At 66.4% G+C, this 24,382-nt stretch carries 19 protein-coding genes; 11 read left to right on the top strand and 8 right to left on the bottom strand.

Annotated elements, in window-relative coordinates; genetic code table 11:
• Positions 1-225: 225 nt before the first annotated feature.
• Positions 226-1,464: a helix-turn-helix domain-containing protein gene (locus tag ACFVUS_RS19745; protein WP_387767934.1), complete on the top strand. Its 1,239-nt coding sequence runs from the start codon at positions 226-228 to the stop codon at positions 1,462-1,464.
• Positions 1,465-1,526: 62 nt separating this feature from the next.
• On the opposite strand, the gene ACFVUS_RS19740 is transcribed toward ACFVUS_RS19745, so the two are convergent.
• The gene (locus ACFVUS_RS19740) at positions 1,527-2,882 is read right to left on the bottom strand and encodes a serine hydrolase domain-containing protein (RefSeq protein WP_387767931.1); all 1,356 of its coding nucleotides are present in this window, start codon (positions 2,880-2,882) and stop codon (positions 1,527-1,529) included.
• Positions 2,883-3,240: 358 nt separating this feature from the next.
• Between ACFVUS_RS19740 and ACFVUS_RS19735 the strand changes: the two genes are divergently transcribed.
• From ACFVUS_RS19735 to ACFVUS_RS19715, 5 genes are all read left to right on the top strand, one after another.
• Complete coding sequence (locus ACFVUS_RS19735) at positions 3,241-4,530, top strand: AAA family ATPase (RefSeq protein WP_387767928.1); 1,290 nt, start codon at positions 3,241-3,243, stop codon at positions 4,528-4,530.
• A 30-nt stretch (positions 4,531-4,560) separates the two neighbouring features.
• The gene (locus ACFVUS_RS19730; RefSeq protein WP_387767925.1) at positions 4,561-6,045 is read left to right on the top strand and encodes a tetratricopeptide repeat protein; all 1,485 of its coding nucleotides are present in this window, start codon (positions 4,561-4,563) and stop codon (positions 6,043-6,045) included.
• Positions 6,038-7,246, top strand: coding sequence for a tetratricopeptide repeat protein (locus tag ACFVUS_RS19725; RefSeq protein WP_387767921.1), 1,209 nt, complete (start codon positions 6,038-6,040; stop codon positions 7,244-7,246). Before ACFVUS_RS19730 ends, ACFVUS_RS19725 begins: the two co-directional genes overlap by 8 nt.
• The gene (locus ACFVUS_RS19720; protein WP_387767918.1) at positions 7,239-8,357 is read left to right on the top strand and encodes a tetratricopeptide repeat protein; all 1,119 of its coding nucleotides are present in this window, start codon (positions 7,239-7,241) and stop codon (positions 8,355-8,357) included. Before ACFVUS_RS19725 ends, ACFVUS_RS19720 begins: the two co-directional genes overlap by 8 nt.
• Before the next feature lie 115 nt (positions 8,358-8,472).
• A complete protein-coding gene (locus ACFVUS_RS19715) occupies positions 8,473-9,930 on the top strand; it encodes a catalase (RefSeq protein ID WP_387767915.1) in 1,458 nt (485 codons plus the stop codon).
• A gap of 77 nt (positions 9,931-10,007) precedes the next feature.
• Here the strand turns inward: ACFVUS_RS19715 and ACFVUS_RS19710 are convergent, their stop codons facing one another.
• The gene (locus tag ACFVUS_RS19710; protein ID WP_387767912.1) at positions 10,008-10,574 is read right to left on the bottom strand and encodes a TetR/AcrR family transcriptional regulator; all 567 of its coding nucleotides are present in this window, start codon (positions 10,572-10,574) and stop codon (positions 10,008-10,010) included.
• A 119-nt stretch (positions 10,575-10,693) separates the two neighbouring features.
• On the opposite strand from ACFVUS_RS19710, the gene ACFVUS_RS19705 reads away from it, so the two are divergent.
• Entirely contained in the window at positions 10,694-11,437 is a 744-nt protein-coding gene (locus tag ACFVUS_RS19705) for an SDR family oxidoreductase (RefSeq protein ID WP_387767909.1), read from the top strand.
• On the opposite strand, the gene ACFVUS_RS19700 is transcribed toward ACFVUS_RS19705, so the two are convergent.
• Positions 11,434-12,192 carry a TetR/AcrR family transcriptional regulator gene (locus ACFVUS_RS19700; RefSeq protein WP_387767906.1) on the bottom strand — a complete coding sequence of 253 codons (759 nt, stop codon included), beginning with the start codon at positions 12,190-12,192 and terminating at the stop codon, positions 11,434-11,436. The two genes, ACFVUS_RS19705 and ACFVUS_RS19700, sit on opposite strands and share 4 nt — an antisense overlap.
• Before the next feature lie 156 nt (positions 12,193-12,348).
• Here ACFVUS_RS19700 and ACFVUS_RS19695 point away from each other — a divergent pair, with 156 nt between their 5' ends.
• Positions 12,349-13,893: an MFS transporter gene (locus ACFVUS_RS19695; protein WP_387767903.1), complete on the top strand. Its 1,545-nt coding sequence runs from the start codon at positions 12,349-12,351 to the stop codon at positions 13,891-13,893.
• A gap of 69 nt (positions 13,894-13,962) precedes the next feature.
• On the opposite strand, the gene ACFVUS_RS19690 is transcribed toward ACFVUS_RS19695, so the two are convergent.
• Together ACFVUS_RS19690 and ACFVUS_RS19685 are read right to left on the bottom strand one after the other, a co-directional pair.
• The gene (locus ACFVUS_RS19690; RefSeq protein ID WP_387767900.1) at positions 13,963-14,988 is read right to left on the bottom strand and encodes a phosphotransferase family protein; all 1,026 of its coding nucleotides are present in this window, start codon (positions 14,986-14,988) and stop codon (positions 13,963-13,965) included.
• 2 nt (positions 14,989-14,990) lie between these two features.
• Entirely contained in the window at positions 14,991-16,106 is a 1,116-nt protein-coding gene (locus ACFVUS_RS19685) for a hypothetical protein (RefSeq protein ID WP_387767897.1), read from the bottom strand.
• A gap of 110 nt (positions 16,107-16,216) precedes the next feature.
• On the opposite strand from ACFVUS_RS19685, the gene ACFVUS_RS19680 reads away from it, so the two are divergent.
• Positions 16,217-16,840 (top strand): TetR/AcrR family transcriptional regulator, encoded by a 624-nt coding sequence (locus tag ACFVUS_RS19680; protein ID WP_387767894.1) that lies wholly within the window; start codon positions 16,217-16,219, stop codon positions 16,838-16,840.
• Between the two features lie 314 nt (positions 16,841-17,154).
• Here ACFVUS_RS19680 and ACFVUS_RS19675 read toward each other — a convergent pair whose 3' ends face one another.
• Positions 17,155-18,303, bottom strand: a complete 1,149-nt coding sequence (locus ACFVUS_RS19675) for a nitrate/nitrite transporter (RefSeq protein WP_387767891.1) — start codon at positions 18,301-18,303, stop codon at positions 17,155-17,157.
• 128 nt (positions 18,304-18,431) lie between these two features.
• On the opposite strand from ACFVUS_RS19675, the gene ACFVUS_RS19670 reads away from it, so the two are divergent.
• Positions 18,432-20,036 (top strand): PKD domain-containing protein, encoded by a 1,605-nt coding sequence (locus ACFVUS_RS19670; RefSeq protein WP_387767888.1) that lies wholly within the window; start codon positions 18,432-18,434, stop codon positions 20,034-20,036.
• A gap of 8 nt (positions 20,037-20,044) precedes the next feature.
• Here the strand turns inward: ACFVUS_RS19670 and ACFVUS_RS19665 are convergent, their stop codons facing one another.
• Together ACFVUS_RS19665 and ACFVUS_RS19660 are read right to left on the bottom strand one after the other, a co-directional pair.
• Entirely contained in the window at positions 20,045-21,037 is a 993-nt protein-coding gene (locus ACFVUS_RS19665) for a TIGR03617 family F420-dependent LLM class oxidoreductase (protein WP_387770023.1), read from the bottom strand.
• A 165-nt stretch (positions 21,038-21,202) separates the two neighbouring features.
• Complete coding sequence (locus tag ACFVUS_RS19660) at positions 21,203-22,840, bottom strand: GMC family oxidoreductase (RefSeq protein WP_387767885.1); 1,638 nt, start codon at positions 22,838-22,840, stop codon at positions 21,203-21,205.
• 296 nt (positions 22,841-23,136) lie between these two features.
• Between ACFVUS_RS19660 and ACFVUS_RS19655 the strand changes: the two genes are divergently transcribed.
• The gene (locus ACFVUS_RS19655; protein ID WP_387767882.1) at positions 23,137-24,369 is read left to right on the top strand and encodes a cytochrome P450; all 1,233 of its coding nucleotides are present in this window, start codon (positions 23,137-23,139) and stop codon (positions 24,367-24,369) included.
• Positions 24,370-24,382 lie beyond the last annotated feature (13 nt).

The raw sequence follows: 24,382 nt of genomic DNA, 5'->3' as shown, positions 1-24,382 counted from the left end.
CTTGTTGTCGGATTGGTGCGACGGGTCCCAAGTAAACGGTAAACACAGAAAAATTGCGGTGCAATAAGAAAAATACATGTTCCATACTGTGCGCCGTAAGCTCGCCCGGCGTGGAATCCTTGTCCGCAGATCCCATCTGGGAAGGAGAAGGGCATGGTAGGTATCGGCGAAACAAGCGGGCGGTGACGGCCGGGAAAGCCGATCAGGCAGAAGGAGTTTGACCCGGTGGCCGAAAGTACCCTAGGGGCACGGGTAGCGGAGTTGCGCCGGCGGCGGGGACTATCGCAGAAAGAGTTGGGCGCGGCAATCAGGCGCTCGGAAAGCTGGGTGTCGCAAGTCGAACGGGATGTACTGCCGGTCGAAAGACTGTCCGTACTCCAGCGACTGGCCGACGTCCTCGGAGTCGCGGTGCGAGACCTGAGACCCGAGGCGGCCGAACCGATGGCCGCCGATCGTGGCGATGGTCATCGAGCCGGATCCGCCGTTTTCGAACAACTGCGACTGTTGCTCACCGGACATCCAGCGCTGGAGCAACTTCTCGGTGACGAGGCCGATCGCGAGTCGGCCGATGAGTTGCCGGGGCTACAGGAACGAGTAGATCTGGCATGGCAGTTGGCGCACGAATCCCGGCTCGTCGAGGTCGGTAGCGCACTGCTGGAACTGATTCCGGATCTCGAACACGCGGCGCGGACCACCTCCGCGAAACGGCCGGAGGTGCTGACACTGCTGTCACGCGCCTATCAGGTGGCCGCCACCGCATTCACCCGTCAGGAGGAAGTGGACGCGGCCTGGGTAGCCGCCGATCGGGCGCTCACCGCGGCCGAGGAATCCGGTGACGCGCTCAGCGTCGTGGCCGGAACCTACCGCATGGCACAGGCTTTCCTGCGACTACAGCGGTTGGAACAGGCCGAGCAGGCGGCCCGGGTCTCGGTGGCGGCGCTCGCGCCGCAGGTCGCCGATCCCGAGCTGTTGCGCCCGGAAGTGTTGTCGCTCTACGGATCTCTGCAGCTCATGCTGGCGGTGATCGCGGCGACCGATGGCAATCGGACCGCCGCGCGCACCGGTCTGGCCGCCGCGCGCACCGCCGCGCAGCGACTCGGTGAGGGCCGCAATGATTTCGACACCGAATTCGGTCCGACCAGTGTGGCCGTGCACGCGGTCGCGGTGGCGGTCGAATTGGGTGACGCGGGTGAGGCGCTCGATACCGCGGCGTCGGTGGACGCCTCGGTGCTCTCACCCGAACGGCAGGCGCGTTTCCTGGTCGACGTGGCTCGCGCGCACGCGCAGCGACGCCAGGCGCAGGACGCGCTGGGGGCCTTGCTCAATGCCGAGCGCTTGGCTCCCGAGCTGGTGCACCATGATCCGCGGGCGCGGGAGGTGGTGCGCGATCTACTCCAGTTCGCGGGTCGCCGACCGGCCGATGATCTGCGTGAACTGGCCGGCCGGGCCGCTGTGACGCCGTAACGCGGATACGAGGATGTTCCGGTGTCCGTGGGTGTGGGGGCCCACGGACACCGGAACAGGGTTCAGCGAATGCCGGGGGTGCGTGGGTCCGGACCCACGCATGCCAGCAGCTGACATCCCGGCGGCGCGTCGCTGAACGGCGGAGCCAGCGGGGTGTTCAAGCAGGACAGCACATTACAGCCCGGGTAGGCGTCCGGGCCGAGGCCGAACACGGCCAGCGCGATATCGGTGTCGAAGTATTTGGAGGCGTCGAAGCGCAGCGGGGGTTCCACGAACTGACCCGGATCGGGGACCGGGCTGTCGTGGAAGGCCGCGAACAGTTCCCGGAAGAACTCGTGCGGAACCTCCATGCCGTACTGCAGGATTCCGCTCGCGCCCTGGTTGGTGTGCACGCCGAACACCCCGGTCCACACCACCATCAGGTCCAGGCTGGGGATGATGAACACGTGCTGCAATCCCAGCCCGGACATGGAATACATGTCCGCGGGCAGGAATTCGGCGTTCTCGGCGCAGTCCGGGCCGATCCAGAACAGGTAGCCGTAGCAGCTGTTGGTGCTCGACGAGCTGGTGGCGCGGTGCAGATAGGCGCTGGAGACGATCTCGCGGTCGTGCCAGCGGCCGTCGTTCGCGGTCAGCATGCCGAGCCGGGACAGATCGTCGGGCGGGATCATCAGGTGCGCGTAGCCGTAGGTGTGCCCGGAGCGGTCCCGGGCCCAGTAGTAGTCGCCGCGCTGTATCCCGATGGGACCGAACAGCTCTCGTTGCGCGAACTCCTGGAGCGGTTCGCCGATGGCCAGTTCGATCACATAGGAGAGCAGGTCGACATTGCGCTGGCTGTAGGAGAATTTGCTGCCGGGTGGATTGTCGAATGGCACCGCGAGCGCCTGTACGGCGCTGAACGGGTCGACCGGAATGACGCCCGTGAGGCCTTCGGTGACGAGTCCGATACGCAGACCGGATGTTTCGGTGAGCAGATTCTCCACGGTGATCGAACGATGTTCGGCATCACCGATTCCCGGCGGGAGATAACGGTCGATGGGCGCGTCGATATCGAGTTTGCCTTGATCCCAGGCGATTCCGGCGAGCAGTGAGACAATGCTCTTGGTGACGCTCCAGACATTCCATGGAATATGTCCGGTTTGAGCGTTTTCCGGCCCCTCGCCGATGAGACAATTATGTCGGAAAACCTGCACATTCAATCGATTTCGGCTTGCCGCGAAGTTCAACGCGTCCCGCAACCGGGCACTGTCCAGCCCGGCCTGTTCCGGGGCAGCTCGTTCGAATTCCCGCCCCTGCGGTTGCTCGCACTGTATTTCCGGCTGCGCCATTTCCGCCGGCTGCGCGTGCGCGAAACCGCCGCCGCAGATCACCAGTGCCATCGCCACCGCGCCGGCCCAACCCCCGCGCTTGCGCAACATGCGTTTCAGGTTATCCGGCGAGCACTGTCCCAGACCCCGAAACGCACAGCAAAACGCCGCCAGGCGGGGGGAGTCCTGGCGGCGTCGCTCGCAGCTGCGCTGCGAAGCAGCGTCGACGCCCAACAAGCGCCTCTCGGCGGGTGGTCGCTCGTAGCGACGGAGGGTGCGGCCCGGGGCTGTTACCGACGCCGACAGTGGTGATCAACCGGGCTGCGGCGGGATCTATTCCGGCTCCGACGGTGTGATCTGCGCTACCCGGCGGGCCGTGCGGGTCCGCCCGGCAAACTATTCGGTGCGCGCTGTCGCCGGGACCGTTTAGCATTCGCAACGAAGACCGAACTTTTCCCGGGGGGAAGCCTTGACCGACGATCCGGTGATCACCGAACTGCTCAGCGTGCTCGAGCAGAACCCCGAGCTGCTCTCGCTGCGGCTGCGGGTGGTCGAACTGCTCGCCGACCGTGAGCGCTACGCGGACGCGCTCACGCACTGCGCCACCGCGCTGGGGCAGGATCCCGGCAATGCGACGGCAATGGCGCTGCTGCAACGCTGTTCGGCCGCGCTCGCGGGTGGGGCGAGTCCCGCGCCGGTCGCGGCCGCACCGGCTGCGGCCACCGCGCCCGAGGCCGCCGCGGCGGCCTCGGAGACGCCGAATGCCCAGCGCGGCAACGGTTTCGACTGGGCCGCCGCCGAAGCCGAGGTCGGCGACATCATCAAACCGGCCTTCGTCGACGACGACGGTGAACCGCTGGTCGTCAACGAGGGCGATGTGGGGCTGTTCGAGAAGCCCAAGCTGTCACTGTCCGAGGTCGGCGGTATGCAGAACGTGAAGGAGCAGCTGGAGCTCTCGCTGCTCGGTCCGCTGCGAAATCCCGAGCTGGCCAAGGCATTCGGCACCAGCGCGCGCGGCGGGCTGCTGCTGTACGGTCCGCCCGGCTGCGGTAAGACCTTCATCGCCTCGGCGGTGGCGGGCGAGCTCGGCGCGAACTTCTACCCGATCGAGATCGCCGACATCCTCGATATCCACCTGGGTGCGAGCGAACGCAATCTGCATCAGATCTTCGAGGTGGCGCGCCGCAACGCGCCCTGCGTGCTGTTCATCGACGAGGTCGACGCGCTCGGCTACAAGCGCAGCCAGATGTCCGGCTCGGCGGGCCTGCGCACCGTGGTGAATCAGCTGCTCACCGAAATGGACTCGGCCACAGGCGATAACGAGGGCGTCTACATCCTGGGCGCGACCAACCACCCCTGGGATATCGACGTCGCGCTGCGCCGCCCCGGCCGCTTCGACCGGATGATCCTGGTGACCCTGCCGGATCCGGAGGCCCGCGTCTCCATCCTGCGGCACCACCTGAAGGACCGTCCCGTCGAGGGCATCGACCTGAAGGCGATAGCCCTGCGCACCGACGGCTTCTCCGGCGCCGACCTGGCCCATATCGCCACCTCCGCAACGCAATTGGCGATGGCCGACTCGCTGCGCGCCGGAGCCGTCCGCCCCATCCGCATGACGGATATCGACCAGGCCATGACCCAGATCCGCCCCAGCACCAACGCCTGGTTCGAATCCGCCCGCAACGTAGTCGAATTCGCCAACAATGACGGCGCCTACGACGAACTCGCCACCTACATGAAGCGCATGAAGCTCCGCTGACCGAACCTGCGGTAGCGGTGGGAAGAGCAAATGGATAGTCGTATCGAACGGGCCGCCGTGCTCGTTCAACTGGGGCGGTCGGAAGCCGCCCGGGAGTTGCTGGCGGAGGTGCTCGCCGGCGAGCCGGAGAGTCTGCCGGCGCTGGCCCTGATGGCCGATATCGAGTATCGGCTCGGTGACTACCAGCGATCGGTTCGATACAGCGGCGACGCGCTGCGATCACTACCCGAGAACGCGTCGCTGTGGCGCTCGCGGGCCGCGGCCTTCTGGATGCTGGGCCGCCGGGCCGCCGCCGAGCCGGACACCGCGCGCCGGTACTACGCCGATGCCCTGGCGAATGCCTTGCGTGCCGTGCAGATCGATGGGGAGGACGTTGCCAGCCTGCGCATTCTCGCGGTGACGCAGGCCGAATCCGATCCGGACACCGCCCTCGAGACGGTAGGGCGCGCACTGGAAATCGATGCCGAGGACGCCGCTCTGCACTCCCTGCATGCCGCGGTGCTATACAGCCTGAAGTCGCGCGGCGCGGAATTCATCGAGCGAGCCCGAGTCGCCTATCACGAATCACTCCGCCTGGAACCGAACAGCGCCGAAGCCCTCTACCACCTCGGCGTCCTCGACTTCGAGCATGGGAATCGACGACAGGCGGCCGAGCGGCTGCATATGGCCGCACGGATCGACCCGTACTACGCGGAGTCGGCGCGGCACTACATCGACCGGATCAAGCACGAGTACCGGGCCGCCGGAGTCACCCTGGTCTACTCCGATACCGGTGCGGCTTCCACCCGAGACCCCGCGTCCGAGCGAGACCCCGTGTCCGAGCCCGACCTCGCGTCCGATCCGGTGCCCGCACCGACTCCGTCGGGACCCACCGGCGAATGGAATGCCGAGGTGCTCGCCGAACTGCGCCGGTTCGACCCGGAGCGCTGGCGTGAGACCACCCCGGAGAGCTTCGACGCGGGAGTGGCGGTGCTGCGTGACCAACTCGCCATCGACCCCCGAAATGCCGCCGCCGCACACGAATTGGCGCTGACCGACTGGTTGTGCGGGCGTCGCCGGGCCGCCCTGGCGCGGTTGCGCAAGGTGGGGCAATGGGATTCGGAGCGAGGGGATTCGGAACGGGCCGAACAGGTGGCGCGACATATCGTGCTGATCGAGTCCGAGACCGAACGGGCCGAGGCCGCGAAAGTGGAGCGGGAGATCGCGGCCGAGGCTGCCAGGGTGCGCGCACAGCAACGAGCCCAGCAGCGCCGCAACAGATCCGGGAAATCGACAACCCGTGAACTGGCGGCCGCCACCAGCTCGCGTCCGCAACGTCGATGGGGCGGAGCGCTACTACTTTTCCCCATACTGCTGTTCGTGCGACTGGTGGCGAGCGGCTGTTCGGCGGATTCGAGCGGTCACCAGCCGCCGACGGTCACGACCACCAGGAATGTGCCGCCCTACAACCTGGCGACCGACCCGGCCTTCATCTCCATGCTGAAGTCCCCGCCGCCGGTGGTGCCCCATGGATAGCCGGATCGAGCGAGCCTGGGTGCTGATCAACCTCGGGCGGCTCGAGTCCGCCCGGGAAATGCTGGCGGAGATGCTGGCCGGGGAGCCGGAGAACGGCCAAGCCCTCGCCGCCATGGCAGACGTGATGTATCAAATGGACGACTTCGAGCGCTCGCTCGGTTACAGCGCGGCGGGGTTGCGGGTGTGGCCGGACAGTTCGTTTCTGTGGCGGAGTCGAGCGCTGGCGTACTGGCGGTTGGGTAGTACCGGAACCAGTAGCCCGGAGGTGTACGGCAAGCGCAATGCCTCCGCGCTCGCCGCCGCGCAGCGCGCTGTGGAACTGGACCCCGACGACATAGACAACCTGCGCATTCTCGCTGTGACGCAGCGCCGTAGCGACCCTGAAGCCGCACTGGCGGCATTGGACCGGGCACTGGAGATCAATTCGGAGATCCCCGAGATCCATCTGGTGCGCGCTATGGTGCTGCGCCAGTTGCGTTGGCGCGAAGACGTTTTGGACGAGCAGGCGGAGGCGTCCTTCAACGAGGTGCTCCGGCTCGATCCGGACAATGCGGCAGCGACCTTCGAGCTGGGGCTGATCGAAAATCGGCGCGGGCAGCTCGAGCGGGCGCTGGAGCGCTTTCATATGTCCGCGCGACTGGATCCCCGTTTCGCGGAGAACGCGCGCACCAATATCGCACGCATCGAGCGGCAGCTGAGCCGGGCCCGAGCCGCGGCGGCCGACTCCGGGGCCCCCGGCGTTACGGCACCGACCAGCCTCGCGCCTACTGCGGAACCTGCTGCGCCGGAGAAGCTTCCGGCGGAGAAACCCACTCGTATCGAACTCGCGCCCACTCAGGAGCCCGAGCCCACCCCGGAACCCGAGCCTGCCGCGGAACCCGAGCATGCCCGCGAGGCCGCGGCGGGCGCTGCTCGGCTGCGCGATCAGCGGCGAGAGGGGTTGCGGTACGAGCAGTCCGGGGCTGCGAGCGATCCGGAGCCGAGAACCGCGACACCGTCGCGGCGCTGGGGTCGATCGGCGCTGCTGTTGATTCCGATTCTGCTGTTCGTGCGGTTGGTGGCGAGTGGTTGTTCGGCGGATGCGAGTGAGCATCAGCCGGTGCGGCCTACCGGGCCCGCGCCGCTGTTTCCGATCACCGATCCGGCGATCAAGTCGGGTCTGCGGTCGTTTCCGTCGGTTGTGTTGGTGCCCCATGGATAGTCGGATCGAGCGGGCTCGGGTGCTGGCCAGTCTGGGGCGGCTGGAGGCGGCGCGGGAGACGTTGGGGGAGGTGCTCGCGGGGGAGCCGGAAGATGTTGTGGCGCTGGCTGATATGGCCAATGTGGTGTTGCGGCTGCGGGATTATTCGCGGGCGGTGGAGTACAGCGCGCTGGCGTTGCGGGGGGATCCGGAGAACACGTTCGCGTGGCGGGTGCGGGCGCTGGGGGAGTTGGGGATGGCTCGCGATGTCGAGCTGGGGCCGGAGGCGGTGGCCGAGCATCGGGAGCGGGCGCGGGTCGCGGCCGAGCAGGCGGTGCGGATCATGCCGGAGAACACCGATAATCTGCGAATCCTGGCTTCCACCAAGCGGGATCGGGATCCGGCGGCGGCCTTGGCGACGTTGGACACCGCGCTGGAAATCGATCCGGACGATGTCAGCGTGCATCTGCTGCGCGGGTTCATTCTGCGCCGAAATATGAAGGGGCGCAACGAACAAGCCGAGGCGGCGTTCCGCGAGGCACTGCGCCTGGATCCGGAGAACGCGGAGGCGCTGTACGAACTCGCGCTCGTCGATATCGATGGCGGTGAACGCGCGCGCGGCGCGGAGCAATTGCGCCGGGTGGCGCTGCTGGACCCGGAGTACGGCTCCGCGGTGCGCGATCACCTGGAGTGGCTCGCCGCCGAGGACGATCGCCTGGTCCAGGCGGCGCGGGCGGCGGAGACCCGGCGGCTGGCGAACCGCCACGCCAGTGCTCCGCAGCCGCAGTTCCTGTACGAGACCACCAAGCAGCAGGCGCGCGGCAAGCGGGTCACCAAGTGGGTGGTCGGGGTGGTGATCTTCCTGATCATCCGGGCCCTCGTCGCGGGTGTTTCGCCCGATTCGAGCAAGACCACGTACACCCCGCCACCCGATCCGGTCGTCCCGTCGTGGGTGCGGTATCCACCGCCGACCCTTCCGTATCGCCCGTTTCCGACCTTCCCGACGGAACTGCTGCGGGAGTGGCCGTCGAACATCCCGCGGCCGAGCTACCCCTATCGGCCGCCGGTGGCCCCGACCACGCCGCCGACCCCGCAGCTGACGGTTCCGCCGGGCGTGAACCCATTCCAGTGATTTCATCTGTGCAGGTAGAGAGGTTATTTTAAGGAAACGGCCAGCTTTTCTTGACTAACTCCAGAAAAGGGAGCAGGGTGAAAAAGAGTTTTCCCCCACCCTGAGGAGGCTTCGAATGACCAAGCCGACGACCACCAATACCGGCACCCCGGTGGTGAGCGACGACGAATCGCTGACCGCCGGCACGCAAGGCCCGATCCTGCTGCACGACCACTATCTGATCGAGAAGCTGGCTCAGTTCAACCGCGAGCGGGTGCCCGAGCGCATCGTGCACGCCAAGGGCGCGGGCGCGTTCGGCGAACTGGTGGTGACCGGCGACGTCAGCCGCTTCACCAAGGCGAAGCTGTTCCAGCCCGGTGCGCGCACCGAATCGCTGGTCCGGTTCTCCACCGTCGCGGGTGAGCAGGGCTCCCCGGACACCTGGCGTGATCCGCGCGGTTTCGCGGTGAAGTTCTACACCCCCGACGGCAATTACGATCTGGTGGGCAATAACACCCCGGTCTTCTTCATCAAGGATCCGATCAAGTTCCCGGACTTCATCCGATCGCAGAAACGCCTGCCCGGCAACGGACTTCGCGATCACAATATGCAGTGGGACTTCTGGACCCTGCGCCCGGAGACCGCGCACCAGGTGACCTGGCTGATGGGCGATCGCGGTGTGCCCAAGTCGTACCGCCATATGAACGGCTACGGTTCGCACACCTACCAGTGGATCAATGCCGCGGGCGAGCGCTTTTGGGTGAAGTACCACTTCAAGACCGATCAGGGCGTGGAGTCGCTGACCCAGGCCGAGGCCGATACCCGCGCGGGCACCGATCCCGATTTCCACCGCCAGGATCTGTGGGAGGCCATCGAGCGCGGCGAATTCCCCAGCTGGACACTGCATGCGCAGGTGATGCCGGTCGCGGACGCCGAGGGCTACCGCTTCAACCCGTTCGATCTGACCAAGATCTGGTCGCATAAGGACTACCCGCTGATCGAAATCGGCAAGTGGACGTTGAACCGCAACCCGGGCAACTACTTCGTCGATATCGAACAGGCCGCCTTCGAGCCCTCGAATGTCGTTCCGGGCATCGGCTTCTCGCCGGACAAGATGCTGCTGGGCCGCGTCTTCGCCTACGCGGACGCGCATCGCTACCGCATCGGCACCAATTACGCGCAGCTGCCGCCGAATCAGCCCAAGGCGGAGGTGAACTCCTACTCCAAGGAGGGCGCGATGCGATACAGCTACAACGACGCGAAAACCCCGGTGTACGCACCGAATTCGTACGGCGGACCGCACGCCGATCCGGACAAGGCCCCCGACGGCGGCCTGTGGGATTTCGAACCGACCATGGTGCACGCGGGCTACATCGAGCATGCCGAGGACGGCGATTTCACCCAGCCGGGCACGCTGGTGCGCGAGGTGCTCGATGACGGTGAGCGAGATCGCCTGGTGTCCAACGTGGTTGGGCATGTGCTGGGCGGAGTGCAGGAGCCGGTGCTGAGCCGCGTCTTCGAGTACTGGAAGAACGTGGACACCGAGCTCGGCAAACGCATCGAAGAGGGTGTGCGCGCCGGGCTGAACAGCTAGCGAGTACATCCGGATCGACCGAAGCGACCGGGCCCGCACCTCGAAAGGTGCGGGCCCGGTGTTGTTTTCGGTGTTGGTCAGCGCAGTAGTGCGTCGGTGAGCGCCGCGGCCGTGTTCCGGTCCAGGGGAGCGTGTCCGATGATGAAGCGATACCAGAACAGCCCGTAGAACTGGTCGAGCAATAGATCCAGGTCCGTGTCCGCGCGCAACTCGCCCCGTTCGACTCCGCGCACGAGCACCTCCCGCGCGACCGCACGCCGTTCCATGGCGAACGTGCGCAGCGATTCCGCGAGGTGTTCGTCCCAGGCGGCCTCGCGCACCAGGGTTCGCAGTGCGGGTCCGGTCGGAACCCGTTGCGCCCCGGCGAAAGTGCTCTCGATGAGCTGGAGCAGATCCTCGCGCAGCGATCCGGTGTCCGGGCGCGCGACATCCTGTTCGGATCTGTCGGTGAGCGCGTCGAGCAGCAGTGCGCCCTTGGACGGCCACCAGCGGTAGACGGTCTGCTTGCCGACGCCCGCCGCCTTCGCGATGGCGTCGATATTCACCTTGGCCCCCTCGGATTCCGCGAGCAGCCGCAGCGCGGCATCCAGAATCGCCTGGTGCGCGGCCTCATTGCGCCGCCGTCCGGTGTGCGGTCGTTCCATGCGCTGCCTCCTGTGACCCAACTCACCGCATTGTCGAGACTAAAAGTCTCGATAACGGCGTTGTCGAGACTGTGAGTCTCGTAATCCTAGACGGGACCACATCCAGAAAGGCATTCGACATGACCACAGCGGATTCGGCCGGCACCGTCCAGCGGGTAGTCGTCATGGGCGGCAGCTCCGGCATCGGCGAGGCCACCGCCACCACCTTCGCCGCGCAGGGAGCCGAGGTCGTCATCACCGGCCGCGCGCAGGACAGGATCGACGCGGCCCTGGTCCGCATCGGCGGCAAGGCGACCGGGTATCGCATGGACGCGACCAGCCCGGCCGATATCGCCGCCTTCTTCGCGCAGTCCGGCCCGATCGATCACCTGGTCATCGCGGTCAGCGGCGCGGCGGGCAGCGGCCCCTTCGCCGAACTGAACCTCGACGATCTGGAAGCGGGTTTCGCGCAGAAGTTCTGGCCGCAGGTGCGCATCCTGAAAGCCGCGCTGCCGCATCTGAATCCGACCGCATCGGTCACCCTCATCACCGCCGCGTCGGCCCGCGCGGCCTTCGCCGGTACGGCGGGCCTGGCGGCGATCAACGGTGCGCTGCAATCGATGGTCCCGCCGCTGGCCGTCGAATTGGCCCCCGTCCGCGTCAACGCGGTCTCCCCGGGTGTCATCGACACCCCGTGGTGGGATCGCGTTCCGGAGGAGCGCCGCCGCGACCTCTTCGACGGCCTGGCCGCCACCACTCCCGTTGGCCGCGTGGGCAATCCGGCGGAACTGGGCCGCGCGGTACACGCCCTGGCCACCAATGGTTTCATCACCGGCGTGGTCCTGGATGTCACCGGCGGGGCCAATCTCCCGACCGGCCGCTAACGGCCCTTGCGCAGTTCCGGGTCGAGTCCGTCGAGAATGCGGCCGACCTGGATATCGAAGGCGCTGCTGCGAATCGCGTGCATATCCACATCGGGTGCGAGGGTCTGTTCGTCGAATTTGAGGTAGCGCCGGTGCAGGGTGGGATACGGCCGGGCGGCGACCTCGGCCGTTGGCATGAGTTTGCGGAACCATTCGACCTCGGTCAGCCCGCTGCGCCGGAAGGTGACCTGCGCGGCGGCCTCGCTCAGTGCCATGCCGATGACGAAGGAGAAGATCACCGTCACCGCGGTATCGGCGTCATCGGGGGTGAATCCGGCGTCCTCCAGCAGGCTGAGCACGGATTCGTTGAGCCGCAGCATATTCGGGGCGAGGTAGAGCAGGCCCATTTCGCCGAGCACCGTGGACAGCCAGGGGTGCCGCAGCATCATCTCGCGCAGGTCCCGGGTGAAGGCGACCATGGCGGGCCGCCAGCCGTCCGGCCCGGCGACCGGCGGGGTGAGCTCACCGAAGACGGCGTCGGTGATGAGCTCCATCAGCTCGTCCTTATTGGCCACGTGGGTGTAGAGCGAGGTGGCCCCCGCGCCGAGGCGAGCGCCGAGCTTGCGCATGCTGAGTGCGTCATTGCCCTCGGCGTCGAGCAGGGCCAGGGCCTCGGCGACGATCTGATCCCGGCTGAGTGCGGGCTGATCGCGGCGGCGACCGCGCGCGGGTTGGCGCGTCCACACCGAGTGGATCGGCTGTTCTGCCTCGCTCATGGCCTCTTCTCCTTCGTCCGCCGGTCAGCATAACCGCTGCTAGAACGCTGTTCGAATCTTGGAACGGTGTGCGGCATTGCGAACAGTGTACGGAGACCGTACAGTGTTCGACAACGCCGCACAGTGTTCGGCGAAAGCTTTTCGAGGGGAAATGAAATGACTGCGAACGATGCGGCCGCCGCGGTGACTTCGCCTGCGGCACAGCGCAACCCGAGGCGCTGGCTGATCCTGATCGTGCTCTGCCTGAGCTCGCTGGTGCTGGTGATCGACAATATGGTGCTCAATGTCGCCATCCCGCAGCTGTCCCGGGATCTGGGCGCGACCACCCAGGACATCCAGTGGGTGCTGGACTCCTACATCCTGGTGTTCGCGGGCCTGCTGCTCACCTCGGGCAGCCTGTCCGACCGCTTCGGGCGCAGGCTGGTGATGGTGATCGGACTGGCGCTGTTCGGGGCGGCCTCGCTGCTGGCCGCGTACGCCACCTCGCCGGAGACGCTGATCGCGGGCCGCGTGGTGATGGGCATCGGCGGCGCGCTCATCATGCCGAGCACACTGTCCATCCTGATCACCGTGTTCGACGAGCAGGAGCGGCCCAAGGCCATTGCCGCCTGGAGCGCGGTGGCCATGGTCGGCATGGTCGGCGGCCCGGTGATGGGTGGCGTACTGCTGAACCACTTCTGGTGGGGTTCGGTCTTCCTGCTGAATGTGCCGATCGCGATCGTCGCCATTCTCGCGGCGCTGGCGCTCATGCCGGAATCCAAGGGGCCGTGGACGACTCCGGATTTCCCGGGCATGGTGCTCTCGATCGTCGGCACCACCGCGCTGGTGTGGACCATTATCGAAATCCCGGCCAAGGGTTTCGCCGGGGTGTGGCCGTCGCTGATCGTCGCCGTGATCGGCTTCTCCGCCTTCGTCATTCGTGAGCTGAAGGCCGAACATCCGATGGTGCCCATGCAGCTGTTCCGCAATCGGGTCTTCACCGGTTCCAGCTTCTCGCTGGTGCTGGTGGTGTTCGCCAATGCCGGTCTGCTGCTCGTACTCACCCAGTACCTGCAATTCGTGCTCGGTTACTCGCCGATCAAGACCGCGGTGGCGTTCACGCCGATGGCGTTGGCGGCCCTGGTATGTCAGGCCATCGGCGCGGGGCTGATCGGCAAGCTCGGCGTCCGCACCGTCACCATCGGCGGCCTGCTGGTGCTGGCGGCGGGTACCGGCGTGCTCACCACGCTCACCGTCGATTCCGGTTTCTGGATGCCCGCGGTCGCCATGGCCCTGGTCGGCGGTGGCGCGGGTCTGGCCATGCCCGCCGCGATCGGCGCGCTGATGGGTGCGGTGCCGCCGGAGCAGGCCGGTGTCGGCTCGGCCCTGAACGACACCATTCAGCAGACCGGTGGTGCGCTGGGTGTGGCTGTGCTGGGCGCGATTCTGGCGAAGTCCTACACCAACGGCATGCCGGAATCGGCTCCGGAATTGGTGCGCGAGAATCTGGCCCCGGCTATCGGCAGCGGTGACGCCGCGATCATCGCCGCGGCGCGCGAAGCCTTCACCAACGCGATGTCGACCACCTTCACCGCCGGTGCGGTCAGCGTCCTGGCCGCCTGCGTGCTCGCGTTTTTCCTGATGCGAGGTGCGAAAGCGGTGAATGCGGAAGGTGTTTCGCCCACCGAGCCGGTGGATGACGAGCTGGTCGACGCCCGCTAGCCGTCGAAACGAGAACTCCGCCCCCGGTGCCAGTCCCGGGGGCGGAGTTCCTTTGTGAAGCAGCCGCCATCAGGACAGCAGCTGCTCGATTCGGGCGGTGCAGAAGCCGGTGATATCCATCTCCGGCGGCAGCTGCACTCGATTCGCCATGCGCAACAGCGGAACCGACAGCAACACGGCCGCCAGGATCTCGTTGAACACCAGGTTGCACACCCGCATCCCGCTGCGCTTTTCGTAGTAGGCGATGGTCTCGTCCCGGCTCGGGGTGCCGGGCAATGGTTCGTGTCCCTCGAAAGTCGAACTGGCCCAGTCCAGGAACAGCAGCCAGGCCAGATCGACCTCGTGATCGCCGAGATGCGCGATCTCCCAGTCGAGGACGCCGGTGACCCGGAAGTCCCCGTCGTACAGGATGTTCGACATCCGGGCATCACCCCAGTTCAGCACGATGTGTTCGGGCTCATAGAGATTGGCCCGCAGGTACGCGATGGCGCGCCGATACGTCTCGGGCTGCGCCCCGGCGGTCGCCCAGCTCAGTGCCGCGTCCAGATAGTTGACGAGCTGCTGCACCGGTTCCGTACCGTGCCGCGGCAACGCCAGGAAATCCAGTCGCATTGCCCGCCAATCCAATCGATGGATATCGGCGATCGTATCGACGCAGCCCCACCACATCCGCGCGCGCTGTTCGGGTGTGGCCTCGAAGTAGTTTCCCGCTACGTGATACGACGGGTAGTCGCTGGGTGCCTCACCGGTGAGCCGGTTCATCACGAAGTACGGGCTGCCGAGATCGGCGTCGCCGCGATCGAGCCACATGGGTGTCGCCACCGGTATGTCGGTGGCGGCCAGGCGTTGCATGACCAGCACCTGGCGCAGCAGATCGTAGTCCGGGAACAGCGACATCTCCGGTGGCCGCCGGAAAACCAGTGGCAGCGTGCCGTTCTCGTCGATGACCTCGAAAAGGTATGTCTCGGTGGCGAAACCGCGATCGGTGCGCTTGAATTCGCGGACCGTGGCAGTGCCGGACACCGGGAAGTTCCGATGCAGCAGCGGTTCCAGGCCCGCCGCCAGCCGGTCGGCGGGCAGTCGAATGGCGTTCACGCTCAGTACCCTTCGTACCCGTACTTCTCATTGCGGCCCATGAAGACCATTTCGACCAGGCCGTATCCGACCTTGCCGTCCGTCTCGACCCGGCAGAAGGTTTCACTCAGCATGCCGACCTGCTTCAGGTCCGCGGTATCGGTGAGGTCGGCGACGAAACTGTCGCTCCATTGCTCCCCCTTCCAGATCCCCGAGGCATAGCCGCGATACAGGTCGTAACCGGCCAGGCCGGGCCAGAAGTCCGAGACCGGGGTGATGGTGAATTCGCGGGTCTTACCGGCCGCGTCCACGATGCTGAACGTGCCGCCGCGGACGATGCGGAAATCGTCGCGGAAGGTGAGCTCGTGCCCCGCGTCGCGTACCGGCTGCGGTTGCGCGTCGGAGTCGAGCGGCGGCAGGACGGTCCCCTCGAAGTGCCAGCGGTGTCCCTCCGGGGTCTCGCGCTGCGCGAAATGCACCAGCTCGTCCTCGAATTGGAAGATGCCCATGTAGTAGAGGACGCCATCCGGTATCTCGTTGGGCTGCAATACGCCGCCGCCTTCGTTGATGGCCCCGCCGCCGCCTCCGTGCCGGGTGCCCCAGGAGTGATCGCGGCCGAACCACCAGGTGGCGGGGTCGATCTCGATTCGTGCCCCCTCGACCTCGAGCCACCCTGAGACGCGGCCGTTCTGGTAGTACCGCCGCGCGTCCTCGCGGACTCGTCCGCGAGTGCGGAAGAAGGCGGGCTCCTGTTCGTAAGCCGGGAATTGGGCGTCGAATTCGAGTTGGAGCCGGATGCCGTGCTCATTGTCGGCGAGGGTGGCACGCACCTTGCGCAGCGGTTCGACGATCTCGTAGGTGAACGGTCCGACCCGCCAGGAGCCGAGGCCGTCGTAGCGGTCGTCGATCTGCCGGGACAGGCGCACGGTATGCGCCTTGTCGCCGATGGTGATCATGGCGTAGGCGTCGATGAGATTGCGGTTGGGGTAGCGCGCCATACCGGTCATGACGCTCACCTCGCCGGTGGTGTCGAAGCCGTACATGACCACGCGTTCGGTCCAGCGCAGATCGCTCTGCTGCACATGGTCGAACGTGGTGGGCAGCTGATGGCAGAGCAGTTCGTCCTGGGGCGTCAACATTGACGGGTGCCTCTCGGTGGTAATTCGAATACGAGGCGCAGCGTATTTGAAAGAAGGTCTGGATGTAACCTCAATCGCAGAAATCGCTTCGACCAGTTGGGAGAACCCCGGTGAGCGCACCGTCGCAGGCCCGCTCCGGCCCCGGCCGCCCCCGCGATCCGCAGCTGGACGCGCAATTGCTGACCGCGACACAGGAACTGCTGGTCAGCGAGGGCTATCAGGCCACCACGATCGCCGCGGTCGCGCGCCGGGCGGGGGTGGTCACCACCTCGATCTACCGCCGCTGGCCGAGTAAGCGGGCACTGGTCGAGGATGCGATCTTCGCGCTCGACGAGTTCAACCATCCGGTCCCGAGCGGTGATCTACGGGCGGATCTGCTCGCCTGGACGCGACTGTTCCTGTCCGCATCGGCGCATCCGGCGGCCCGCTCGGCGATTCCGGGACTGCTCTCGGAGTATCACGACGACCACGACAGCTACCGCCGGCTGCTCGATCGCGGAGAACTGCCGACCCGGGAGGCGCTGGGCGAGTTGCTCGCGGGTGCGGTGACGGCCGGTCAGGCCGATCCCGGATGCGATGCGGACGCGGTGTTCGAACTGCTGCGGGGCGCGACCCTGTTCCGGGCGCTCACGCACGGCACCGACGACGCCGACGTCTTCTGTGCGCAGATCGCCGATGCCCTGGTGGCGGTGGCGGCGACCCCTGCGGGTCAGCGTATGAGGCCGAACCAATAGATCACACAGGCCAACACGAAGACGATCACTGTTTCCATCGTCGGATCCAATCTCCTTGGCGCACTTATCTCCACGATACCGGGTATCAAGATCACCCGGCGGTGGGATTCGAAACGCGGAACCCGCCGATCCTGACACCCCTCGTGGACAGGTTCGGCGGGTTCCAGCGCCCGGCCTGCCGCCCCCTTCGCGGCAGGACATCTGTGGTGGCTTTACCGGTGTGTCCCGGTGTTGCACACAACAATGCGGGGCCGTGCTTGGCACGGCCTTAAGAAGATCTTGCATTCACGAAAAATGCTGGGGCTGAACAGAATTCAGATTTCTCGACCCACCTTCAGGGTGTACGCGAAGGCGGCCGCGGCGGTCAGTGCCAGCAGTAGATAGCCGAGCGTGTAGTCGTGCCGGGAGCTGTAGACCAGGCCCATGACCAAGGGCGGGAAATAGCCGCCCAGTCCGCCCGCCGCACCGACCACGCCGGTCACGGTGCCGACCCGGGCCGGATCCACCAGCTTGGCGATCAGCGCGAACACGCCGCCGGTGCCCAGGCCGAGGAAGAAGGCCATCAGCACCAGGCTGGTGCCGGCCGGAAACTCCTGCGGCGGTTCGAAACTCAGCACCACCGCCATGATCGCGGTGCCCGCGAACGAGATGGCCAGCACCTTGACCGGCCCCAGTTTGTCCGAGAGCGTGCCGCCCAGCGGCCGGGCTAGCACGCCCGCGATGGAGAACCCGGCGGTGCGCAGGCCCGCATCGGACTGCGCGAACTCGTACACATTGCGCAGCACCGTCGGCAGATAGGTGGAGAAGGCCACGAAACCGCCGAACGCCACCGCGTACAGCAGCGAGCCCTGCCAGGTCGCCTTGAGCTTCAACGCCTCTCGAATGCGCGGTAGCGCAGGCTCGGTGGCCGGGCTCCAGTTCGGTGAGTTGCGGCTGAACATCAGCATGATCACGCCCATGATCGCCAGCGCCACGGCCATGATGACGTGGGTGGTGGCGCGGCCGAGGTGATCGACCAGCCGCGGGGTCAGCAGCGCCGAGAGCGCGGTGCCGCCCATGCCCGCACCGAACACGCCGGTGGCGAAGCCGCGCCGGGCCGGTTCGAACCACGCGTTCACGAACGGAACGCCGACCGCGAACGAGGTGCCCGCGATGCCCAGGAAGAAACCCCAGAAGATGAGCGCCCCATAGGAATTCGACCAGCCCACGAAGAGCGTGGGAATGATCGAGATGAAGCAGATGACGGCGAACATGAGCCGCCCGCCGAACTTGTCGGCGAGCACGCCGGCCGGAATGCGGCCGAGCGAGCCGACGAGCACCGGTGTGGCCACCAGCATCGAGGTCTGACCGGGGGACAGACCCAAATCGTCTGTGTAACTACTGGATAGCGGTCCAATCAGGTTCCAGGCCCAGAAGGTGAGGCCGAAAGCCAGTGTAGCGAGCGTGAGGTTTCTCGCATTCATACCGTTTGTCTAGCAGAAACGCCGGTCAAAAGGACTAAATTAGGCCAATTCGGCGCGCCTGATCGACCCCGGCCGGGTCCCCCGCACTATGGCTGCTGTCAAGTTGCGGAATGCCTCAGGAGGCGCATGTGAAGTTGTGGCGATCCCGCTGGTTACGGGCGGCTGTGCTGCCCGTGCTGGTGGGTGCGACAGCGGCGGCCGGGCCGGTGGCCCGGGCCGACGTCATCCCCGAATTACCGCTCATCATCGATGTCAGTACGCCCGCGGACGGGCAGTGCGCCGGTCCGCTGCACGGCACCACCGCCGTGTACTTCCCGACCGGGGTGCCCGCGCACGCCGATGTGGAATGGCGAATTCTCGGCGGCGGACAACCGATTCGCACCGGCATCATCCCGATGAACAGCGATGTGATGACCATCGGCTTCGATATCGGCCAGGACGAACTGCCCGCGGACGGCCGACTACGGGTGGATGCCCGCGCCAGAGTCCCCGGCGGCGCGGCGAGCGGTTACGGCAAGCCCTGGAACCTGCGGGTGGGCCGGGAATGCCGCCCGTTGCACGTGGTCTCGGCCGGTGACGCGGTCACCTGGGGACAGGGGCTGGATCTGGACCGCACCTTCGCGGGCCTGACCGCCCAGACGCTCGGTGATCAGACCGGGCGCGCCACGCGACTACACGACTATTCGGTCTCCGGTGCGGCACTGGACGCCCCCGGCCTGCACACGGGCGCCGGCGACGCCAGCTGCCCCCTGGACACCAAGACCGCCGACGAATCCGGCGCCAATGAACTACCCGATGTGTTCTGCCAATTGGAGCAGGCGGGGGCCGAGGCCCGCGCGCACGGCTACCCGGTGGACCTGGTGCTGCTGGACGGCTGCATCAACGATCTGGATCCGGTCTTCGGCATTCCGGTCGGGGTCACCCCGGGCACCAGGGATCTGACCGCCGCGGTGCGGCGGGAATGCGGCGGCCTCGGAGCCGAGGCGGTGAACCCGGCGGCGGGGGTGCCGTACTTCAGCGGTGCGAAACTCGGATACGGCGGGCGCGGTATGCGCGCGGCCATCGAGAAGGCGCACGCGCTGCCCGGCAATCCGAAGGTACTGGTGTCCAACTACTTCCACGGCGCGGACGCACCGGGCGTGCCGGAGGTGTTGCGCGCACGCTGGTCCGAATTCGTGCGTGCCTCGGCGGAGGCGTTCCGGCAGGCGGCGGCGCAGGCCAATGCCGTCGCGGGGGAGGCGTACGCGGTCGCCGCGGACGGTCTCGCCAGTCAGGACGGTGATCGCAAGCTGTGGATGAATCCGCTCGGCGACGAGGAGATCTCACTGCGCCTGCTGGCCTGTCCGCAACTCACCGATGTGCCGCCGCAGTGCCGGGCGACCGCCATCGCGCACGCGGACCCCGATGGGGCGCGGGAATACGCCAGGGCCTTCCTGCTGAACCCCGCCATGCGCGAATGGTTCGGTGGCGGTGGACCTTCCGGCGACGGCTTCACCGTCTCCCGGACGGCCGGGCCCGCCGGGACCATGGTGGATTTCGACGCCGAACCCGCGGGCGGTGCGATCCGCCAGTACGACTGGTACTTCGGCGACGGCGCGCACATCGTCACCAAGGGCACGGCGGTGTCGCACGCCTACACCGATCCGGGCCCTAATCTGCCGCGGCTGCTGGTGACGGATATGACCGGGCGGCAGAGCGTGTACGAACTCGGCGAACCGATCGTGATCGAGTAGGCGGCAGGCTATTTCAGTGCCGCGGCCAGGTCCGCGATAGCGCCGTCGGTGACCGGATACCCCGGGAAGTAGCAGCACACCCGGGATATCCGGTCACCGAATCGATCGCGGATCCGCGCCGCGCACTGCGCGGGCGTCCCGCTCACGGTGAGCGCGTCGACCATGGGATCGTCGATCAGCTTCGCCATCTCCTGCCAGCGGCCCTGTTTGGACAGCAGGTTCAGTTCCGGTTGCAGATCGGCCCAGCCTTCCACCTCCAGCACCGGGCGATAGGACGGTGTCGAGCCGTAGAAGGAAAGCAGGTTGCGCACCGATTGTCGCGCGGTATCGATCTCCTCGTCCGAATGTCCCATGGCCACAATGGCTTCCGCGATGATCTCGAACGGGCGGTCCGCGCCCGCCAGGCCCCTGTCGATCGCCGGTAGCGTGCGCTCGCGGAAGTGCCGCTCGGTATTGAAGGGCATGACGAGTATGCCGTCCGCCACCCGCGCCGCCATCTCGGTCATGCGCGGGCCGAGCGCGCCGACCAGCACCGGCGGCACACCGTGCGGATTGGGGCCGGGATCGAAGTTCGGCGGCATCAGGGTGTGCTGCCAGAATTCGCCGCGATGGTTCAGGCGTTCCCCGGTCTGCCAGGCGCGCAGGATCTCTCGCACCGCCGCGACGGTATCGCCCATCCGATCCACCGGGCGGGACCAGGTGCTGCCGTAGCGGCGCTCGATATGCGGGCGGATCTGCGAACCCAGTCCGAGCCGGAATCGCCCGCCGGACAACAGCTGTAGGTCATAGGCGGCGTGCGCGAGGTGAATCGGGCTGCGCGGGAACGCGATCGCCACATTGGTCATGAGCCCCAGGCCGGAGTCCGCGGCCAGGGTGAGCGGCAGGAAGACATCGTGCGCGCCCTCGAAGGTGAAGACGCCGTCCACCCCCGCCGCACGCAGTTCCCGTGCGCGCGCAGCGGATTCGGCAACCGGGACGTTCAGCCAGACATCGAGCGGCAGTGGCGGCATCGCATTCCCATCGGTAGTGCACAACGAACTCCGCCCCGGGCGCTGAATCGTCAGTCCCGGGGCGGAGCGGTCACCGCGCGTTGTGGTCGGTGACCGGCGGTTCCGGAACCGTAAGGGAAGTAACAGTTCTTCCGGAACCGCCGTCCTGCTCGGTGCTTACGCGCCGATGAACTCCGCGGCCTTCTCGCCGATGAGGTAGCTCGGTGCGTTGGTGTTGCCGCCGGTGATGCTCGGCATGATCGAGGCGTCCGCGACGCGCAGGCCCTCGATGCCGTTCACCTTGAGCGTCGGATCGACGACCGCGCGCTCGTCCACGCCCATGCGGCAGGTGCCGACCGGGTGGTAGATGGAGTGCACGCGGTTGGGCAGCTCGGCGCGCAGCGCGGTCTCGTCCTGCAGGGCGGGGCCGGGGGCGAGCTCCTCGGACCAGTCACCGGCAATGCTCTTGTGCGCCATGATCTCCCGGATCATCCGAATGCCCTCGATGAGGAATTCGGTATCGCGCGGATCGCTCAGGTAGCCCGGATCGATGAGCGGGGAGGCGAACGGATCGTTCGAGGCCAGCTTCAGTTCGCCGCGGCTCTTGGGGTAGATGAGGCTCGGGAAGATGGTGAAGCCGGGACGGCGATCCACCAGGTGCAGCTTGTCCTCATCCTGGTTGGGGATGGGGTAGCTCCACGGCAGGGTGTGGATCTGCATATCCGGGTAGTCGCCCTCGGCGTACTTGGTCTTGACGAAGCCGCACGCTTCGAAGACCGTGCGCCCCATCCAGGAGCTGCCCGGGCGGGCCAGTTCCTGCATGATGCCGCTGGCGAAGTGCGTCGGAATGCCGCGGTGGATGGCCTTTTTGGAGATGAAGGTCATCGGCACGAACAGGTGGTCGTGCAGGTTCTGCCCGACGGGCAGATCGGCGAGCACGTCGATGCCGAGTTCGCGCAGGTGCGCGGCCGGGCCGACGCCGGACAGCATGAGCAGCTGCGCGGAGCCGATGACGCCACCGGAGACGATGACCTCCTTGGCGGCCTTGATGATTCGGCGGGTGCCGTTCTTCTCGGCCAGTTCCACGCCGGTGGCGCGGCCCTTCTCGATCACGACCCGGGTCACGTGCACATGGGTGAGCACGGTCAGGTTGGAGTTCGGCCGATCGGTGATGAAACCGCGCGAAGAGCTGTAGCGCAGACCGTTTTTCACGCTCTGCTGGAAGATCGAGATGCCTTCCTGCGATTCGCCGTTGTAGTCCTCGATGATCGGCGCGCCGAGGGTGTCGGAGGCGGCGACCATGAACTGCTGGGCGATCGGGGTCAGGTCCTGCTGCCGGGTGACCTCGATGGGACCGCCCGCGCCGCGCACCTCGCTCGCGCCGTCCTGCCAGTTCTCCAGGCTCTTGTAGGCGGGGAGCACCTCGTCGTAGCTCCAGCCCGTATTGCCTTCGGCGGCCCAGGAATCGAAGTTGGCCCGGTTGCCGCGCACGTAGAGCATGCCGTTGACGGAGCTGGAGCCGCCGAGCACCTTGCCGCGCGTCATCGGGATCTTGCGATCGTTGGCGTGCTTCTGCGGGATGGAGAACTGCTTCCACGTCACGCGCTTCTTCAGCTGCGGGACGGTGTGCACCATGCTGATCGCGCCGGGCATGGTGACCAGGCGGGTGTTGTCCTTGCGGCCTGCTTCCAACAGGATCACGCTGGCGCCGCGCTCGGCGAGCCGGCCGGCCACGATGGCGCCGGCGCTGCCCGATCCGACGACTACGTAATCGGCCTCGGTTGCGGAGTCCCCGGAGCGCGGAGAAGCGGTCATTCTTCGTTACCTCATCCTTGAGTGTGCCTGCGGTCACTGTAGAACAAGTTCTAGTCTGCGCACAGGGCGGACTTGATGTCCAGCCATGCGGGCGACCTCAGGGGCCGAAAATATGATCATCCCGCACGTGGTAGAACAGGTTCTAGAGATGCTGCGTATTAGCTGGCCTCGTCGGTTGCTGCCGGGGCGGGTTCGGCCCGTCGAAACCATGGTAGGAGCAGCCCGTACGTGGTTCAATTCACATGAAACGCGTTTCAGTTTTGCGATCATGACGGCAATACGCGCGAGGAGGAACAATGACTGTTCCGTCGCTACCGGCAGGTTTCGATTTCACCGATCCGGCGCTGTGGGCTGATCACAGTCCCGCGCAGGAGTTCGCCGCGCTGCGGCGCACCGCACCGGTCTGGTGGAATGCCCAGACGCCCGAACAGGCGGCCCCGTTCACCGACGCGGGATTCTGGGCCATCACCCGGTACGAGGATGTCAAGGAGATATCCCGGAGACCGGAACTCTGGTCCTCGCATGAAAAGGGTTCCATCATCCGGATGCCTGCGGATTCGCTACCGGAACAGCTGGAGCTGTCACGAAACGCGTTGCTGATCAATATGGATCCGCCCAAACACACCAAGATTCGGCGCATCGTCTCGCAGGGCTTCACCCCGCGCGCGGTGGAGGGTTTGCGCAAGGCGCTCACCGAGCGCGCCGCGGCGATCGTCGCGGAGGCGAAGGACACCGGAGGCGGCGATTTCGTCGAGCAGGTGGCCTCCGAGCTTCCGTTGCAGGCCATCGCCGAACTGCTCGGGGTGCCGCAGGATGATCGGCACAAGCTGTTCCACTGGTCCAATCAGCTGTTGAACTTCGATGATCCGGAGTTCGCCGGGGCCAATATGCAGGCCAATGCCGAACTGCTCGGATACGCCTACAACCTGGCCGAACAGCGCCGCGCCTGCCCGATGGACGATATCGTCACGCAGTTGGTGACCGCCGATATCGACGGTGAGGCACTGGGTTCGGACGAATTCGGCTTCTTCGTCATCCTGCTGTCGGTGGCGGGCAATGAAACCACCCGCAATGCCATTACGCACGGGATGAAGGCATTCGTCGACAATCCGGAACAGTGGGAGCTGTACCGGGAAAAGCGCCCGCGCACCGCACCCGATGAAATCGTGCGCTGGGCGACGCCGGTCACCTCATTCCAGCGCACCGCGCTGAGCGATACCGAACTCGGCGGACAGGCGATCAGCGCGGGCGATCGGGTCGGATTGTTCTACAGCTCCGCCAATTTCGACGAAGACGTGTTCCACGATCCGTTCTCGTTCGATGTGCTGCGCGATCCCAATCCGCATGTCGGATTCGGCGGTACCGGTGCGCACTTCTGCGTGGGCGCGAATCTGGCCCGCCTGGAAATCGATCTGATGTTCAATGCCATCGCCGATGTCATGCCGAATATCACCGAGGTCGAACCACCGCAACGGTTGCGCGCGGGGTGGATCAATGGGATCAAACACTGGCCGGTCAACTACGGGTGAGCGGCTGTTCGCG

The organism is Nocardia sp. NPDC058058 (genome assembly GCF_042885355.1).
Lineage (GTDB): Bacteria > Actinomycetota > Actinomycetes > Mycobacteriales > Mycobacteriaceae > Nocardia.
Note: the sequence above shows the minus strand (reverse complement) of the source record. Positions and strands in the feature narration are given on the sequence as shown.

What these genes read in the sequence shown, in the direction of transcription:
- ACFVUS_RS19715 (WP_387767915.1), top strand. Translation starts at nt 8,473, where the DNA reads ATGACCAAGCCGACGACCACCAATACCGGCACCCCGGTGGTGAGCGAC.
- ACFVUS_RS19705 (WP_387767909.1), top strand. Translation starts at nt 10,694, where the DNA reads ATGACCACAGCGGATTCGGCCGGCACCGTCCAGCGGGTAGTCGTCATG.
- ACFVUS_RS19730 (WP_387767925.1), top strand. Translation starts at nt 4,561, where the DNA reads ATGGATAGTCGTATCGAACGGGCCGCCGTGCTCGTTCAACTGGGGCGG.
- ACFVUS_RS19655 (WP_387767882.1), top strand. Translation starts at nt 23,137, where the DNA reads ATGACTGTTCCGTCGCTACCGGCAGGTTTCGATTTCACCGATCCGGCG.
- ACFVUS_RS19720 (WP_387767918.1), top strand. Translation starts at nt 7,239, where the DNA reads ATGGATAGTCGGATCGAGCGGGCTCGGGTGCTGGCCAGTCTGGGGCGG.
- ACFVUS_RS19740 (WP_387767931.1), bottom strand. Translation starts at nt 2,882, where the DNA reads ATGTTGCGCAAGCGCGGGGGTTGGGCCGGCGCGGTGGCGATGGCACTG.
- ACFVUS_RS19700 (WP_387767906.1), bottom strand. Translation starts at nt 12,192, where the DNA reads ATGAGCGAGGCAGAACAGCCGATCCACTCGGTGTGGACGCGCCAACCC.
- ACFVUS_RS19675 (WP_387767891.1), bottom strand. Translation starts at nt 18,303, where the DNA reads ATGAATGCGAGAAACCTCACGCTCGCTACACTGGCTTTCGGCCTCACC.
- ACFVUS_RS19695 (WP_387767903.1), top strand. Translation starts at nt 12,349, where the DNA reads ATGACTGCGAACGATGCGGCCGCCGCGGTGACTTCGCCTGCGGCACAG.
- ACFVUS_RS19725 (WP_387767921.1), top strand. Translation starts at nt 6,038, where the DNA reads ATGGATAGCCGGATCGAGCGAGCCTGGGTGCTGATCAACCTCGGGCGG.
- ACFVUS_RS19710 (WP_387767912.1), bottom strand. Translation starts at nt 10,574, where the DNA reads ATGGAACGACCGCACACCGGACGGCGGCGCAATGAGGCCGCGCACCAG.
- ACFVUS_RS19685 (WP_387767897.1), bottom strand. Translation starts at nt 16,106, where the DNA reads ATGTTGACGCCCCAGGACGAACTGCTCTGCCATCAGCTGCCCACCACG.
- ACFVUS_RS19660 (WP_387767885.1), bottom strand. Translation starts at nt 22,840, where the DNA reads ATGACCGCTTCTCCGCGCTCCGGGGACTCCGCAACCGAGGCCGATTAC.